Origin of the sequence: Gordonibacter sp. 28C, from assembly GCF_003339845.1 — a bacterium.
Taxonomy (GTDB): Bacteria; Actinomycetota; Coriobacteriia; order Coriobacteriales; family Eggerthellaceae; genus Gordonibacter.
Window position 1 is genome coordinate 41925 of the sequence record NZ_PPTR01000009.1, and the last position, 14823, is coordinate 56747.

Genomic DNA, 14823 nt, shown 5'->3' on the forward strand with positions numbered 1-14823 from the left:
CGCCTTTCTTTCTCGTGCGCGCTTCGCGTTCTCGCGGCGCGCTGTCGGATGGAGTGCGACTACTCTAGGAGAAAGAGGCGGCGGAGGTAAGCGGTTGTACGGACTTGCGGCCGGGCGATTGCCGGGCCGTAGGGTTTGCGCGCTCTCCAAAGAGGGCGTCTTTTCGACCTGAAAAGGGACAGCCCCCTTTCAGGACGTTTTCGATGCCGACGCGTTCGTTTCGCATGAGACGGTGTTCGTACCGCTTGGGACGAACTTTGCGCAAGGGCGGCGGCGCGCCTTCGTACAATTGGATCTTAGCGAAGATTCGAGGAAGGGGTCTGCCGTGGAACGGACGTTGTTGAAAACGCGCGCTGCCGGGCGCATGCTCTTGGCGCTGCTGCTGGCGGCGTCGCTGGCGTCATGGGCGCCGGGGCGTGCTTGGGCGGCCGAGTCGAACGGGGCGGCCGAGCTCGCCGGGAGCCTGGTCGATAGCAGCGATGGAATCGAGGCCGTCGTGCGGCAGGCCGTCGCCGAAGGGATCGATCCGGTCGATGCCCTGAACGGGTATCTGCGGCAGGCGTACAACCGCGACGAGGGCGGCATCGCTCCGCTGGCGAACGAGGTGCTGCCGTCGCAGTACTACTTGACGAACCTAGGGCAGGTCACCAGCGTGAAGCTCCAGCACCCCTGGGGCACGTGCTGGGCGTTCGGCGCCGTGTCGGCCCTCGAGTCGGCGTGGTTGAAGGCTCAGGGGGCCGGCGGGAGCGACAGCGTGTTCTGGAACGAAGCCGAAGTGCAGCCGCAGCTGTCCAACCTGACGAACGCGATCGATTTGTCCGAGCATACCGTGGCATGGTTCGCCCACCAGCCGCAGACGCAGGAGAGCGGCGGCTCGCAAGCGGGCGAGGGTACCGGCAGGCCCGTCGCGGCCGACGGCACGATGACGAACGGCACGCAGCTCGGAGGCGGTTTCACCGAGCTCGCCGAGGCGCAGTTCACGGCATGGCAGGGAGCGGCTTGGGAGGCCGACGCTCCCTACACGTACCGCACCGAAGACGGCTTCTACCACCCCGATGCGACGAAGGGCGACACGCCGTGGTGGCACTTCGACCGCAACAACAGCGAGGAGCCCGATCCCTCGGATGCGACCGACGCGCGCAACAAAGACTGGTCGCTCGACGACAGCGTGCGCATGGGCGACGTCGTGAAGGTGCAGGGCGTGCGCAGCCTTCCCGTGCCGGCAAAGACGACGCTGGGCGACGCAGGTCCCTCCATCTACGACGGTTACGACGAGAGCGCGACGGAGGCCATCAAGCAGGCGCTCGTGGAGGTGGGGGCGGTCGACATAGCCTACTTTTCTCCAGGATCGCACCCGTCCGACATCAATCCCGACGGCACGTATCCTCCCGTCGGCGAGTACTTCAACTACGAGGAATGGTGCCAGTACGACGACCGCACGGCTGTGAGCTCCAACCACGAAGTGACCGTCGTCGGCTGGAACGACGATTACCCGGCGGCGAACTTCAAGGGCACGAAGCAGACGGCCCTGCCTCCGGGAAACGGAGCCTGGCTCGTTAAGAACAGCTGGGGGTCGAACGACTTCTTCACCGCTGCGGGATACTCCCAGGACGACTTGAAGTGGGGTCTAGAAGACGAGAACGGCAACCACACCGGGTTCTTCTGGCTGTCGTACTACGACCACACCATCACGTCCGCCACCGCCTACGAGGTGGCCAAGGCCGACGAGGACTTCGCCCGCAACTACCAGTACGACTACGTGGCGACGAGACAACAGCTCCCCGCGTTGCTCAAGGCGACGTCGCCCGAAACGGAGGTGGCGAACGTGTTCACCGCGCAGGGCGACGAGCTGCTGCGCGCCGTGTCGGCCCGCACGTTCGCGAAGAACGCCACGGTGAACATCAAGGTGTACGTGCTGGGCGAAGGCGATGTTTGGCCGGGAGGCGGCACGCTGGTGGCGGAACAGGAAGAGGTGTTCCCCTTCGGCGGATATCACACCGTCCACCTTTCCGAGCCGGTGAAGCTCGCCCAGGGGCAGCGGTTCGTCGTGACGGAGAACGAGCCGACGACCTATGCCGATCCGGTAACCGGCGAGTTGAAGGCAGGCGCCTACCTCCCCATCGAGACGACGCTCGACGATTCGCTGCTCGGCTCGGGCCACGGTTCGACGAAGGTGGTGGCCAACGATGGAGAGACGTACATCACCAGCGACGGCAAGCACTGGTTCACGCCGGCCGAGCTCGAGAAGGCAACAACCGAGGCGCTGGGCGGCGAGGCGTTGTACCACTACGGCAACGCCATGATCAAGGCGTTCACCGACGACGATCCGAACCCCGCGCCGAAACCGGTCGACCCCGTCGTCCCCGTGGATCCTTCGCCGGGCGACGGTCCGCAGCAGCCAGGGGGATTCGAGCCTGAGCGCGTGGACTTCGGGAACGCGCAGGCGAAGCCGCTTTCCAGGACGGGCGATGCCGCGGTGCCGGCCGCAGGCGCGGCCGCGGCGCTGGCGCTGGGGGCGCTGGCCTCCGTCGCGCTCGCGGCCTTTGCGATGCGCCGCCGACGGGCGTGAGGGATTTTCGGCGATGCCCGCACGGCAACTTGACGGCTTATGCGAATCGTAACCGGACTGTTTTCTTGCCGATGGTTTCAGCCTTCTACAATGGAAAGGAAGTATCTTTTCCTTTGACAACGGAGGCCGCATGGCTGCAACGAAACCAAAGGGGCCGGCGTTTCTGCGCGCCGCGCTTTCGCTTCTGCTGGTGTGGTCGCTCGCGTCGATTCCGGGCGCGAAGCCCGCTTGGGCGGACGATCGGGACGATGCGGGCTTGAAGTCAGCGGCCCAAGCGGCGGCCGATGCGAACGAGGACGTCGTCGCCGTTCTGAGGACGGCAGCGGCGACGGGAGAAGATCCCAATCTGGCGTTGGCTCGCTATGCGCAGCAGCTCGCCGACGGCAACGCGGTCCATCCCGCCCCGCTCGCGAACGCTCTGGTGCCGACGCGCTATTATCTGACGAACCTCGGGCAGGTCACCAGCGTGAAATTCCAGAACCCCTGGGGCTCGTGCTGGGCTTTCGCCGCCATTTCGGCGCTGGAGTCGTCGGCGTTGAAGACGCAAGCCCCCAGCGCCGACGGCAGCGTGTTCTGGAGCGATCCCGGAAGCGTGGAACCCCGGATAAGCGGCCTGACGGATGCGGTCGACTACTCCGAGCGCGCGCTTGCCTGGTTCGCGCACGAGCGCCAGATCGAGGCGCTTGCCGGCGTCCAGGCGGGCGAGGGCATGATCCGCCAGAAGACGACGCTCGGCACGCAGATGGCGGGCGCCGCACCGTGGAACGCGGAGACGGAGTTCACCTCCGGCTTGTCCGTGGCCGCCGAAAGCGACGTTCCCTACACATATCTCACGGCAAGCGGCGCGCCTTACGTTCCCGACCCGCAAAACGGCGACCTGCCCTGGTGGAACATGGTGGCGAACCCCGACGGCAGCGTGCCCGAAGAGCCTATTGCCGGCTCCGCCGACGCGCGCCTGCAGGACTGGTCGGTCGACGCTTCGCTGCGCGCGCTGGCCGAGGTCAAGGTCAGCGGCTCGATGGCTCTTCCCAGCCCGGCCAAAACGTCCACCACCGTGGTGGACGGCGTCTCGAAGACCGAGTACCTGGGCTACGACGAGAACGCGACCGAGGCCATCAAGCAGGTCCTCATGGACGTGGGCGGCGTGTCCATCACCTACATGGCCGACCAGTCCAAGCCGGGAAGCGGCTCCATCGTGCAAGGCGGCAGCGGAGAGCACTTCTCCTACGACAACTGGTGCCAGTACAACGGCGTCGATCTGAAGTCCGACCACGGGGTGACCATCGTGGGCTGGGACGACGACTATCCGGCTGCGAACTTCACCGGCACGGTGAGCGGCCAGCCCGAAGGCGACGGCGCGTGGCTCGTGAAGAACAGCTGGGGGTCGGACGCGTTCTTCGACGCCAGAGGCTATCCGGGCGACAAGAAGCACTGGGGCCTTGAAGACGCAGACGGCAACCACACCGGGTTCTTCTGGCTGTCGTACTACGACCGCAGCATCTCGTCCCCCTACGCTTACGAGGTCTCACCGATCACCGACTACCAGCATCGCTACCAATACGATTACCTGGGGATAGCCGGCGCACCCACGCAAGATGCGGTGGAAGGCGACGCCGTGCTTTTCGCCAACGTGTTCACCGCGCAGGGCGACGAGGTGCTGCGCGCGGTGTCGGCGCGCACGTTCGCCCGAGGCGAGACGGCGGACGTGTCGGTGTACCTGCTGGACGCCGACGACGAGCATCCCACCGACGGCAAGCTGGCGGCACCTATGCAAAGCGCCGCGTTCGACCATGCCGGCTATCATGAGATAGCGTTGGACCAGCCGGTTCAGCTTGCGGAGGGCCAGCGCTTCGCCGTGGTGGAGAGCGTTCGGACCATTACGGCCGACGGCGCGCCGGGCGGATACTTGAACCTCGAGCGCTGCTTGGACGGCGAGCTTATCGCCCAGATAAGCTCCGAAGCCATGGTGGGCCGGGCCGTGGCGAACGCCGGCGAGACGTACCTCACCACCGACGGCGAGGAATGGTTCACGCCGGCCGAGTACGAGGACGCCGTGACCGAGGCGCAGGGCGGCAGCGCGCTCGTGCACTACGGCAACGCCATGATCAAGGCGTTCACCGACGACGATCCGAACCCGGCGCCGAAGCCGATCGGTCCCGGGCCCGTCGATCCTTCGCCGGGCGATGATCCTCAGCGGCCCGGGGGATTCGAACCCGAGCGCGTGGACTTCGGGAACGCGCAGGCGAAGCCGCTTTCCAGAACGGGCGATGACGCGATGCCGGTCGCAGGCGCGGTTGCGGTGCTGGCGTTGGGGGCGCTGGCCTCCGTCGCGGCTGCGGCTTTTGCGGCGCGCCGCCGACGGGAGGGGTAGCGCAGCTCGGGCGGGCGCGGCGCCCGAGCTGCAAGAGCTGCTATTGTGCGTCGAGGGCGGGCCGATTGCGCATGATGTCGTAGGAAAGCCAGGTGCATGCTCCGATGATCAGCAGTTCCACCAGGTCGCTCGAACCGGTGGAGGCGAAGGTTCCTTGCGCGATGCTCCAACCAACGCTGGCGACGTCGAGCACCAGGCCGATGATGCACAGCACGAAAAACGGCTTGATCTTCTGCGGGTTGGAAGCCCCGCGCAGTCCGAAGATGCCCACGACAAGGTCGACGACCGCGCTGACTACGAGCACGATGGCGAACGAGATCATGAGCACGATACCCGATACGGGCTGACCGTTCAGGTCGACCGTGGTGTCGATGCCGTTGGCCAGGGAGAACACCGACAGCGCCAGCATCGCGGCGCTCGCAAGCAAGGTGGCGACGGCGAACACGATAAGCACGATGACGATGACGCGCAGAGCCTTCTGGCTGCCCGAGCGTTCGCCCTCCGGCTTGGCCTCGCCCACGATGCCCAGGTCGCGCTCCTTTTTCACCTGGTCGGCCAACGTCGTGCAGAAAACCAGGTAGATGATGTCTCCTATGAGCAGGAAGGGATCGCTGAAGACGGTTCCGTGGTTGGCCCAGGTGTAAACGAACATCGCGAGGAGCACGATGGAGATGGTCCAGCTGAGCGCCCGGTAGGGCCCGATCTTGCTCGCGTCTTTGGCCCCGCGCAGCCCGAGCACGGCCACGACGATTTCGACGAGGCCCAGCACAAGGACGATGGATCCCACGACGATGGTGACGAGGCCCGCCGTGGTGTCGGTGCCGCCCACGTTCAGCGATTCGTCGATGCCGAGCGAGCCGGCCGACGCGCCGGCCGCGATGATGAGAGCGGCCGAGATCATCAAGAGAACTCCGAAAACGATCATGACGATGGAGGTGATGCGCAGCGCTTTCTGCGTTCCGGTGCGTGGGAGGTTGGCCATGGCGCGTCCTTTCTCGAAGGGCGCCGCCGAAGTCGCAGCCCGGCGAAACCTGCTGCGCGTACGTGGAGTCCGCGAGACGGGCTTTGCCGGCACGCACTTCGCGTGCGGCGCGATGTGGGTATTCTGCTGCGCAGTATACGACGGTGACGCGCTCGACAGATGCGATGGAGCACCTGATGAGGGACGGGGCGAAACGAACGCCTTCTTTTGCGGTACGAAGGAGGCGCGCCCTCGGGCAACGGGGGCGGACGGCCTGCGGTCGGTGCGGCATGCGGAATGTCCTAAAAGGTGCCGGTCCCCTTTCAGGACATTCCGACCGATCGCGTCGCGGGGCGGGGTGTTAGGCGGACGCTTCGACGAACAGCTTCACGTCGCGGTAGCGCTTCTCGGCCACGGGGCAGGTCGTGCCGTCGTCGAGCGTCAATTGGAACCGCGCGACTTCTCTGGCTCGGCTCATGTTCGCCAGGCAGCTGCGATGCGTGCGCAGAAAGCCGCGATCGGCGAACTTCTGCTCGAGCTCGGCCATGGACGTGCGCATGAGGAAGTCTCCCTGGGAGTGCACGACCCGACAGCGCGGGCCCTCCGCCATCACGCAGCAGATCTCGTCGGGATGGAGGAAGTGCATCTTCCCTTCGATGTCGCGGAAATCAAGCTTGCTTTCGGAGGCGCTCAGCGTCTCGAAGTGGTCGAGCAGGTAGTTGAGGGCGTTCTCGTCCTCGCCCAGCTGCGGGAACGCCTCGTTGGCGTCCGTCGTGTTCGACACGTGCAGGTGAACGATGCGCGGCCCCGCAGGCGTGGGCGCCCACACGTAGGTGGCGTGCTGCGTGAACGGCAGGTTGCGCTTGCCGTCGTGCGATTTGACCAGCACGGTGTAGACCGCGCTCGCGATCCATACGCCGCCGCGGTGCTTGGCGCTCCACTGCTCGTCTGCGAGGGCCAGCCTCGTGTCGTACTCGACGCGGAGGATTTCCTTCATGTCCTCGAGGTTCGACGCCGTTTGGAGGGAGAACGGGCCGAGCCATACGACGTCGTCGGCCATGTGGACCATGGCCGCGTCCATGTCGCGCTCGACGAAGTGCTTGTAGGCCGATTGGCGCGACAGCTCGATGACGATGCGCTCCCGCAGGCGAGCATCGTCGGATTTCGACGGTTGGGTCGTTTCCTTGTGCACGAACGTCCTTTCGCGTACCTTGTTGCCGTGACGGCTTGCTTTTGCGGCACGACTAGGATAACGCCGCAGCGGGCAAAGCGGAATAGAAGTCGTTGTACGGCGTAAAGAGGGCGGAGGGGGACGGCTCTCCGCCGCTCAGTCGACGAGCTCCTCCCCGCGCAGCAGGTCCACGTCCACGAGGGCGCCGGCCTCGAAGCCGCGCTCGCCGATAGGGGAGACGCGCTGGGCGTTGCTGGCCATGCAGGCGGCCATGTCTCCCGCCTTGAAGTTGAGGAAATCCGCCGTGTAGCCGGTGGGGCTGTCCTCGTCGCGCACCAGGTTCACGCGGGCGATGTTCGCCATCTGCGGTGGGCCTCCCACCTCGGCCGCCGCGCGAGCCTTCACCGTGGGAATGGCGCGTACGGGCACGCCCAGGAAGCGCGCGACCACGGCCTGCAGGCACCATTGCGTGCCGTAGTAGGCGGCCAGCGTGGGGCCGGGCAGGTCGACGACGGGCTTGCCGTCGGCCACGGCCAGCATGAGCGGGCGTCCCGGCACGGCGGCGATGTAATGGTGGACCACCTTGCCGCGTCGCTCTATCATGCGCACGTTGAAGTCTTCCTCGCCCACGGCCGATCCGCCGTTGACGACCACCGCGTCCGCCACGGCCAGCGCTTCGGCGAACGCCTGCTCGAGCGCGGCCTCGTCGTCGTGCACGATGGGGAAGACGATGGGCTCGGCACCGACTCCAGCAGCATATGCTTCACCATGAGGCTGTTCGTGTCGACGTTCTGCCCGCGGCGAGGTTTGATGCCGGCGGGAACCAGCTCGCTGCCGGTGGGGATGAACGCCACGCGCGGCTTGCGCCGCACGGGCACCAACGTCGCGCCGCCCATGGCGAGAGCGGCCAGGTCGGTGGGACGGATGGGCAGGCCCGCTTTCATGAGCGGCGTGCCTTCCTTGATGGTGCTGCCGGCGGGGCGCACGTTCGTGCCGGGGGCCACCTGCACGTCGTCGTCGAGCACGACCGAGCCGTCCGGCTGTAGGGCGGCCTTCTCGATCATGACGACGGCGTCGTAGTCGTCGGGGAAGTCGTCGCCGGTGTCCGCGCGCACGTAGTCCTCGCCGAGACGCCAGGTGCCCGTGTCCGGCAGCCCGTTCGCGAACGCCGCCGACTTCACGGCGATGCCGTCGCACGACGAGGCGCGCACCACCGGAAGCGTGTTCTCCGACACGAGATCGCGCGCCGTCACGCGTCCCACTGCCTCGTCCAAGCTCACGAGCTCCGTGGCGGTTGCCGTCGGAGAAGGCTCCCATGCGGCGAAGAAGTCCGCAAGCGCCTCCTCTCGCGACGGAAACCCGTGCATGATCTTCTCTCCCATGTTCCATCTCCCTGGTTGAACGGCTGCGTTGGACATTATTATAGTATGGAAGAAATATTTAAATACCAGGATATTTTGCCGCCACTCCAATAATGGGGGATAAAAAAACGACTTACGGAAACGGGATCGATTCGCGATCGCGCGCACGAAAAAATGCGCCTAAGCGCATCTTTTCGCATATGTTTCACGTGAAATATCCGTTCGTTATTCGATTGGCGAACCCGATTCGGCCGGCGACCCGGTGCGGCCGACGAGCTTGGAATCGCCGGCGGAACGTCCGGCAAGCTCTGGCAGCCGGCGAACCCGATGCGGTCGGCTGATTCGCCGCTTACGCGTAGATCTCCTTCTCCACCACCAGGTCGTTCTTGATCTTGCCCACGAGCTTCTGCAGCGCGTCGATGCAGTTCGGGCGGATGTCCGCGCCGATGAGCACGTACATGATGGAATCGCCCACGCCCAGGACGCCCTCGTTCAGCCACGTGCGCACGTAGTACACGCCGGGCCACGTGAGCGCTTCCTTCTCCGCCGCCGCAACGCCCTCGGCGTCGTAGGAGAACTCGACCTGCGCCACTTCGCCCAGGCCCTCCACGCCTTCGCGCACCTGCTTCTTCGGCGTGATGCGCACGATGCCGTTGTGGGCGAGGAACATGCCGCATTGGGCGGCCTGCGGATCCTGCTTGGCCTCTTTGAGCCACTGGTCGATGGACGGTTCTTGCTGTGCCATGGTGCCCCTCTCTTCGTTTTTCCGATTGACCCATTATACGGCATGAGAATCGATCAAACTATAGCAATCCTATAGGAATAAGGGGATGGGCCGATGCGGTTGAGGCCAGGGCGCGGCTGCGGAGACGGGGGCCAGGTGTTTTCCGGTTGACGCACGAGGCGTGGACGGCCGTTTGCGGCCGCGCGAAAGAGCTACAGCGCGGCCAGACCGCTGTCGGTCATCTTCTCGATGAAGCGGGCGATGTCCTCGGGGCTGTCGGCCATGTCGCTTCGCACCCACGAGCGCACCACCGCGAGGCAGCCGTTCGCCATGAACGTGTAGAGTCGGTCGAGTTCGGCCTCCGATAGCTCGGGTCGCTGCTGGCGCCACAGGGCGACGCTGCTCTCGCGCAGCGTTTCCACCACGCGCAGCGGGAACTCGGGATCGCCGTGCTCGCCGAAGATGGCTTGGCACGACCGCTCGTTGTCCACGATGATACGGCATATCTCGTTGCTGAACGCGCTGAGCGACTTGCCGGGCAGCGTAGTGCTCAGCGAGCGCATGATGGTGTGCGCCAGGTCGCGCTCTATCTCCTCGTGCAGGTCGAAGATGTCTCGGTAGTGGGCGTAGAACGTGGCGCGGTTGACGTCGGCCTTCTCGCACAGCTCCTTCACGGTGATCTTCGACACGGGCTTCTCCAAGAGCAGGTCGAGAAAGCCTTCGCGCAGCAGCAGCTTCGTCAGCCGCACCCGATGGTCTTGCTTCATGGTCGCCCGCCTTTCGCCTGCCTGTCGCGCGCTTTCACTCGCTTTGTGCGCGCAATTTTCGTCAACGTCCGACACCGACGATGAAAATGTCGGTTTGCCGACATATCGGGGAAGATCATCGGTTGAAGATTCAGCATAATGCAATATAACAGTATTAGCGAAAGATAATCAACACGGTGTTGCCGCCTCGCACCATACCGGCCTCGCGCTCTTTTCTCAGGGAGCGCATCGGCCGCCTTCGAAGGACGATTCGAGCGCACCGCGTTGCAACCGCGACAGAAAGGCGTTCCGTGGAACGGTTCAGCGCGTTCGTGACGAAGCATCGCGCGCCCATCGTGGGAGCGGCGCTGGCGCTTGCCCTGCTGTCCGGCGTCGCGGCGTTGTTCGTTCCCATCAACTACGATCTGACCTCCTACCTGCCCGAGTCCACGGAGTCCACGCGGGCGCTCGACGAGATGGGCGCCGAATTCGACGCCTCGGTGCCCAACGCGCGCGTTATGGTGAACGACGTGGACGTGGAGCAGGCGCTGGCGTACAAGCAGCGGCTTGCGAACGCGTCGGGCGTCGAGGGCGTTCTGTGGCTCGACGACATGGTCGACCTGGGAACGCCGCTCGAGATGCTCGATGCCTCCACGGTGGAACAGTACTACCGCGACGGTCACGCGCTGTTCGACGTGACGGTGGCCGAAGGCGAGGAGACCGAGGCGCTCCAAGCCATCTACGACATCGTGGGCGACGGCGGCAGCGCCACCGGTCAGGCCGTGAACACGGCCGAGTCGGAGGCCATGGCCGGCGGCGAGGTGGCCAACGCGTTCGCCATTCTGGTGCCGCTTATCCTGCTCATCCTCATCCTGTCCACCACCTCGTGGATCGAGCCCGTGTTCTTCCTGCTGGCCATCGGCGTGTCGGTGCTGCTGAACATGGGCACGAACATCTTCATGGGCGAGGTGTCCTACATCGCGTTCACCATCGCGCCCATCCTGCAGCTGGCCGTGTCGCTGGACTACGCCATCTTCCTGCTGCACGCGTTCCAGCGGGCGCGCGAGGACGAGCCCGACGCCGTGCGGGCCATGCGCAACGCCATGAAGCAGAGCTTCTCGGCCATCGCCGCCTCGGCCGCCACCACCATGTTCGGCTTCGCGGCGCTCGGGTTCATGCAGTTCCGCATCGGCGCCGATCTGGGCATCACGCTGTGCAAGGGCATCGTGTTCTCGTTCTTGTGCGTGGTGGTGTTCCTTCCGGCGTTCACGCTGGTGGCCTACAAGCTCATCGATAAGACGAAGCACCGCCGTTTCCTGCCTGCGTTCAAAGGCGTGGGCAAGGTTTTGGCGCCGCTGCGCATTCCCGTGTTCGCGCTGGTGCTGCTGCTGATCGTGCCGTGCTTTCTGGCGCAGGCGAACACCTCGTTCACCTACGGCATGGGCTCCACCGAAGGCAGCCAGACGCGCGTGGCGCGCGACACCGAGGCCATCAACGACGCGTTCGGCCAGTCCACGCCGGCCGTGGTGCTGGTGCCGAAGGGCGACATGGGCCGCGAGCTGGAGCTGGCCGAACGGCTGGAGCAGATCCCGCACGTCACGTCCGTGCTGTCGTATCCCACGGCCGTGGGGTCGCAGGTGCCCACCGGCTTTCTGGACCCCGCCGTGGCAGAGCAGTTCTACTCGGAGAACGACGCGCGCATCGTGGTGTACGCCGACACGGAGTCGGAGGGCCAAGCGGCCTTCGCCGTGGTGGAGCAGGTGCGCGACGCGGTGCACGACCTGTACGGCGACGAGGGCCTCACCGCCGGCATGGCGGCCAGCCTCTACGACATGCGCGGCGTGGTGACCGAGGACAACCAGACCACGAACCTCATAGCCATCGCTGCCATCCTGCTGGTGCTGGTGCTGACGTTCAAGTCGGCCACGCTGCCCGTCATCCTCATCGCCACCATCGAGTCGGCCATCTTCATCAACCTGGCCGTGCCGTATTTCACGGGAGACTCGCTGAACTACCTGGGATTCCTGGTTATCAACACCGTGCAGCTGGGCGCCACGGTGGACTACGCCATCCTGTTCACCGACACGTACCGCAAGCATCGCCGCACCATGCCCGCGCGCCCGGCGCTGGCGCGCACGCTGGGCACCTCGTTCCAGAGCATCCTGGTGTCGGCGAGCATCCTCACCTCGGCGGGCATCGTGCTGTGGCTCACGTCCACCAACAACATCGTGTCGCTGCTCGGCGTGTTGCTGGCGCGCGGCACGCTGCTCTCGTTCTTCCTCGTGGTCACGTTCTTGCCGGCCGCGCTGCTCCTGTTCGACAAACTCATCGCGAAGACCACGTGGCGCGCGGGCTTCCTCATGGAGGACCGGCATGTCGATACGGAAAAGGAGGCTTGAAAATGAGGCTTCTGGAAAAGATGAAAACGACGGTGCGCGGAGGGCTTGGCGGCGGGGCCGCCGGTCCGGCGCGAGGTGCGTGCGATTGGGATAACGCCTGCGGGTGCGGATCTTCGCAGGTAGGCGAGGAAGCGCGCACACCGCGCTCGGCGCGCTGCGCGCGGACGGCGCATGCGCGCCTGGGCGCGGCGTTCTCGCTCGTTCTGGCGGGGACGTTGACCCTCTATCTGTGCGGCGGGTCGTTCGCGTCGGTGCCTGCGCTGGCGGCCGAGGGCTCCGGCTCGCAGGGTGCGGGCGGGGCGGCCTCCGGCGCGGCATCGGGGGCGACGGTGAACGCGACGCCGAAGGAAGAGGTGGTGTACGCGCGGCTCTCCGCAGGGGGCGCCGTCGACAACGTGTACGTGGTGAACGTGCTCAAACCGACCGCGGCGGGGTCGGTGACGGACTTCGGCTCGTACAGCGCCGTGCAGAACCTCACGGACGCGAGCGGCATCCAGCAGAACGGCGATGCCGTGACGGTGGACGTGTCCGGCGACTCGCTGAGCTACCAGGGCGACCTGGGCGCGGCGGCGCTTCCGTGGGACGTGTCGATCGTCTACGAGCTGGACGGCAAGCGCGTCGACGCGGCCGACTTGAGCGGCAAGAGCGGCACGTTGGGCATCGCCATCACCACGAAGAAGAACGCGTCGGTCGATCCGGCGTTCTTCGACAACTACCTGCTGCAGATCACCGTGCCGTTCGCGTCCGACCAAGCCAAGGACGTGGCCACCGAGGACGGGCAGATCGCCCTGGCCGGCTCGAACACGCAGGTCACGTTCACCGGCATGCCGGGCAAGGACGGCACGTTCAAGGTTGAGGCGCAGGTGAGCGACTTCTCGTTCGCGGGCGTCAGCTTCGCGGCCGTGCCGTTCTCCATGGGCATCGAGACGCCCGACACGACAGAGCTTGTGTCCGGGTTCCGCCAGCTGGGCGACGGCGTGGGCCAGCTCAAGACGGGTGCCGACGGCGTTGCCAGCGGTGCCGGCAGCCTGGCCTCGGGCGTGGGGCAGGTGGCCAGCGGCGTGAACGGCCTGGCCTCGGGTGCCGGCGAGCTGGCGAGCGGAGCGGGCGGCGTCGCTTCGGGCGCGCAGGGAGTGGCGTCGGGTGCGAGCGGGCTTGCGAACGGATTGACGATATACCAAAACGAACTTTCCGCGCAGGCTGCCGAGATGATCGGGAAGGTTGACCAAGATGCCGCGGATGCGGCGCAAAACGCCTACGCGAGCGCTTCCATGCGGTACACGTTGGCGTTTATCGGGGCCTACACGCCGGTTTACACGGACGAGTATGAAAAGAATATTCAAACGATGGATCGCGAGAGCGCAATACAGGCAGCCATGTCCGTTGCATCGCTTGCCGCGATGGGTGACGCTTCGGTTATAGCGGCTCAGGCGAATCTTGAAACGGCGCTTACGAACCTTGTCGCCATCAATGCGACAAATGCGGGATACGGAGCATCTTCCCAGTCGCTTGCGGGTGCGGCTTCGGGCGTCGGCTCGACCGACAACGCCGAAAGCCTCCTTGGCGGCGCGACCGCCCTCGCTTCCGGTGCTTCCGAACTTGCCGGCGGTGCCGGTTCCCTCGCCTCCGGCACGTCCGCTTTCGCTTCCGGTGCCAACCAGGCGGCCTCGGGCGCGGGCCAGCTCGCCTCGGGCGCGACCGAGCTATCCTCCGGTGCTCAGCAGCTGGCCAGCGGCACGGGCGCGCTCTACCAGGAAGTGCAGGGCATGCCTGACAAGGTGCAGCAGGAGATCGACGCCATGATGGCTAGCTACGACAAGAGCGACTTCAAGCCGGTCAGCTTCGCCAGCTCGAAGAACACCGGCGTGACGCTCGTGCAGTTCGTTATGTCCACCGACCCCATCGAGGCACCGACGCAGGAAGAACCGGTCGTCGAGGAGCCCGAACAGGGTATCTGGGACCGCCTGCTGGCGCTGTTCGGGCTTTCGTAGAGACGTGCGCGGAAGGCCCGCGTCTACGGAGCTTTGGCGAGACTCGGGAATGGAAGAACCTACGGGAACGACGTCCCCCGACAAGCGTGTGGAGGGCGGCTGGAGAGCGTTGAAAGCGGCCTTCCGGGGATGGTATACTGTGTGCCAGCAAAGCCCGTCCTGCTCACGGGCGGCGCGGTTTATGTTGCAGGGTCAGTCGGCTAGGGCTGGCCCTACTTCTTTTTGTCCACGCCATCCTTTCGCTTATAGTCCTTGCATGTTCTCCGCGCTTCGAGTGCGAACTCGGCAACCGTGCAAACGGCTGCGGTGGCATACAGGATTTCAAGGGCCGTTTCAAGGCTCATAGGCATCCGCTCCTTCCGAAGCGCCGCCCGCGTCCGGACCATGCCGACACGACTTCGATTGTACGCTTTGAAAAGAGTTTTGAAAATACCGTATTTTACCTGATCAGATGGCGAAAATTAGTTTGAAATATGCAAGATTTTTGCAAGGTTCGTGCAGGGTTTCGCCGGTTCTTGCGACGGGGTTCC

General features: G+C 65.4%; 11 protein-coding genes. 4 read left to right on the forward strand and 7 right to left on the reverse strand.

Going from position 1 to position 14823, the window contains the following annotated elements; all coding sequences use genetic code 11:
- The first annotated feature begins 325 nt into the window (after positions 1 to 325).
- Entirely contained in the window at positions 326 to 2569 is a 2244-nt protein-coding gene (locus C1878_RS11590; RefSeq protein WP_114601784.1) for a lectin like domain-containing protein, read from the forward strand.
- Between the two features lie 130 nt (positions 2570 to 2699).
- Complete coding sequence (locus tag C1878_RS11595; RefSeq protein ID WP_114601785.1) at positions 2700 to 4940, forward strand: lectin like domain-containing protein; 2241 nt, start codon at positions 2700 to 2702, stop codon at positions 4938 to 4940.
- 40 nt (positions 4941 to 4980) lie between these two features.
- Here the strand turns inward: C1878_RS11595 and C1878_RS11600 are convergent, their stop codons facing one another.
- The 6 genes from C1878_RS11600 to C1878_RS11620 all read right to left on the reverse strand — a co-directional run bounded on the left by C1878_RS11600 (position 4981) and on the right by C1878_RS11620 (position 9924).
- Positions 4981 to 5922 (reverse strand): hypothetical protein, encoded by a 942-nt coding sequence (locus C1878_RS11600; RefSeq protein WP_114601786.1) that lies wholly within the window; start codon positions 5920 to 5922, stop codon positions 4981 to 4983.
- Between the two features lie 340 nt (positions 5923 to 6262).
- Positions 6263 to 7093 carry a LytTR family transcriptional regulator DNA-binding domain-containing protein gene (locus tag C1878_RS11605; RefSeq protein ID WP_241963719.1) on the reverse strand — a complete coding sequence of 277 codons (831 nt, stop codon included), beginning with the start codon at positions 7091 to 7093 and terminating at the stop codon, positions 6263 to 6265.
- A gap of 135 nt (positions 7094 to 7228) precedes the next feature.
- Positions 7229 to 7789, reverse strand: coding sequence for a molybdopterin-binding protein (locus C1878_RS16920; RefSeq protein WP_241963720.1), 561 nt, complete (start codon positions 7787 to 7789; stop codon positions 7229 to 7231).
- Positions 7672 to 8454 carry a hypothetical protein gene (locus C1878_RS16925; protein WP_241963721.1) on the reverse strand — a complete coding sequence of 261 codons (783 nt, stop codon included), beginning with the start codon at positions 8452 to 8454 and terminating at the stop codon, positions 7672 to 7674. The genes C1878_RS16920 and C1878_RS16925 overlap by 118 nt, the downstream gene beginning before the upstream one ends.
- A gap of 328 nt (positions 8455 to 8782) precedes the next feature.
- Entirely contained in the window at positions 8783 to 9178 is a 396-nt protein-coding gene (locus tag C1878_RS11615) for a molybdenum cofactor biosynthesis protein MoaE (RefSeq protein WP_114601787.1), read from the reverse strand.
- 191 nt (positions 9179 to 9369) lie between these two features.
- Positions 9370 to 9924 (reverse strand): TetR/AcrR family transcriptional regulator, encoded by a 555-nt coding sequence (locus tag C1878_RS11620; protein ID WP_114601788.1) that lies wholly within the window; start codon positions 9922 to 9924, stop codon positions 9370 to 9372.
- Between the two features lie 290 nt (positions 9925 to 10214).
- On the opposite strand from C1878_RS11620, the gene C1878_RS11625 reads away from it, so the two are divergent.
- Both C1878_RS11625 and C1878_RS11630 read left to right on the forward strand, forming a co-directional pair.
- Positions 10215 to 12302, forward strand: a complete 2088-nt coding sequence (locus C1878_RS11625; protein WP_114601789.1) for an RND family transporter — start codon at positions 10215 to 10217, stop codon at positions 12300 to 12302.
- Positions 12303 to 12304: 2 nt separating this feature from the next.
- Positions 12305 to 14293, forward strand: a complete 1989-nt coding sequence (locus tag C1878_RS11630; protein ID WP_114601790.1) for a hypothetical protein — start codon at positions 12305 to 12307, stop codon at positions 14291 to 14293.
- A 212-nt stretch (positions 14294 to 14505) separates the two neighbouring features.
- On the opposite strand, the gene C1878_RS16990 is transcribed toward C1878_RS11630, so the two are convergent.
- Positions 14506 to 14637, reverse strand: coding sequence for a hypothetical protein (locus C1878_RS16990; protein WP_255417930.1), 132 nt, complete (start codon positions 14635 to 14637; stop codon positions 14506 to 14508).
- Positions 14638 to 14823: the final 186 nt, after the last annotated feature.

Coding starts and splice junctions, on each gene's coding strand:
- C1878_RS11595 (WP_114601785.1), top strand. CDS start 2,700: ATGGCTGCAACGAAACCAAAGGGGCCGGCGTTTCTGCGCGCCGCGCTT.
- C1878_RS11600 (WP_114601786.1), bottom strand. CDS start 5,922: ATGGCCAACCTCCCACGCACCGGAACGCAGAAAGCGCTGCGCATCACC.
- C1878_RS16925 (WP_241963721.1), bottom strand. CDS start 8,454: ATGGGAGAGAAGATCATGCACGGGTTTCCGTCGCGAGAGGAGGCGCTT.
- C1878_RS11615 (WP_114601787.1), bottom strand. CDS start 9,178: ATGGCACAGCAAGAACCGTCCATCGACCAGTGGCTCAAAGAGGCCAAG.
- C1878_RS11620 (WP_114601788.1), bottom strand. CDS start 9,924: ATGAAGCAAGACCATCGGGTGCGGCTGACGAAGCTGCTGCTGCGCGAA.
- C1878_RS11630 (WP_114601790.1), top strand. CDS start 12,305: ATGAGGCTTCTGGAAAAGATGAAAACGACGGTGCGCGGAGGGCTTGGC.
- C1878_RS16990 (WP_255417930.1), bottom strand. CDS start 14,637: ATGAGCCTTGAAACGGCCCTTGAAATCCTGTATGCCACCGCAGCCGTT.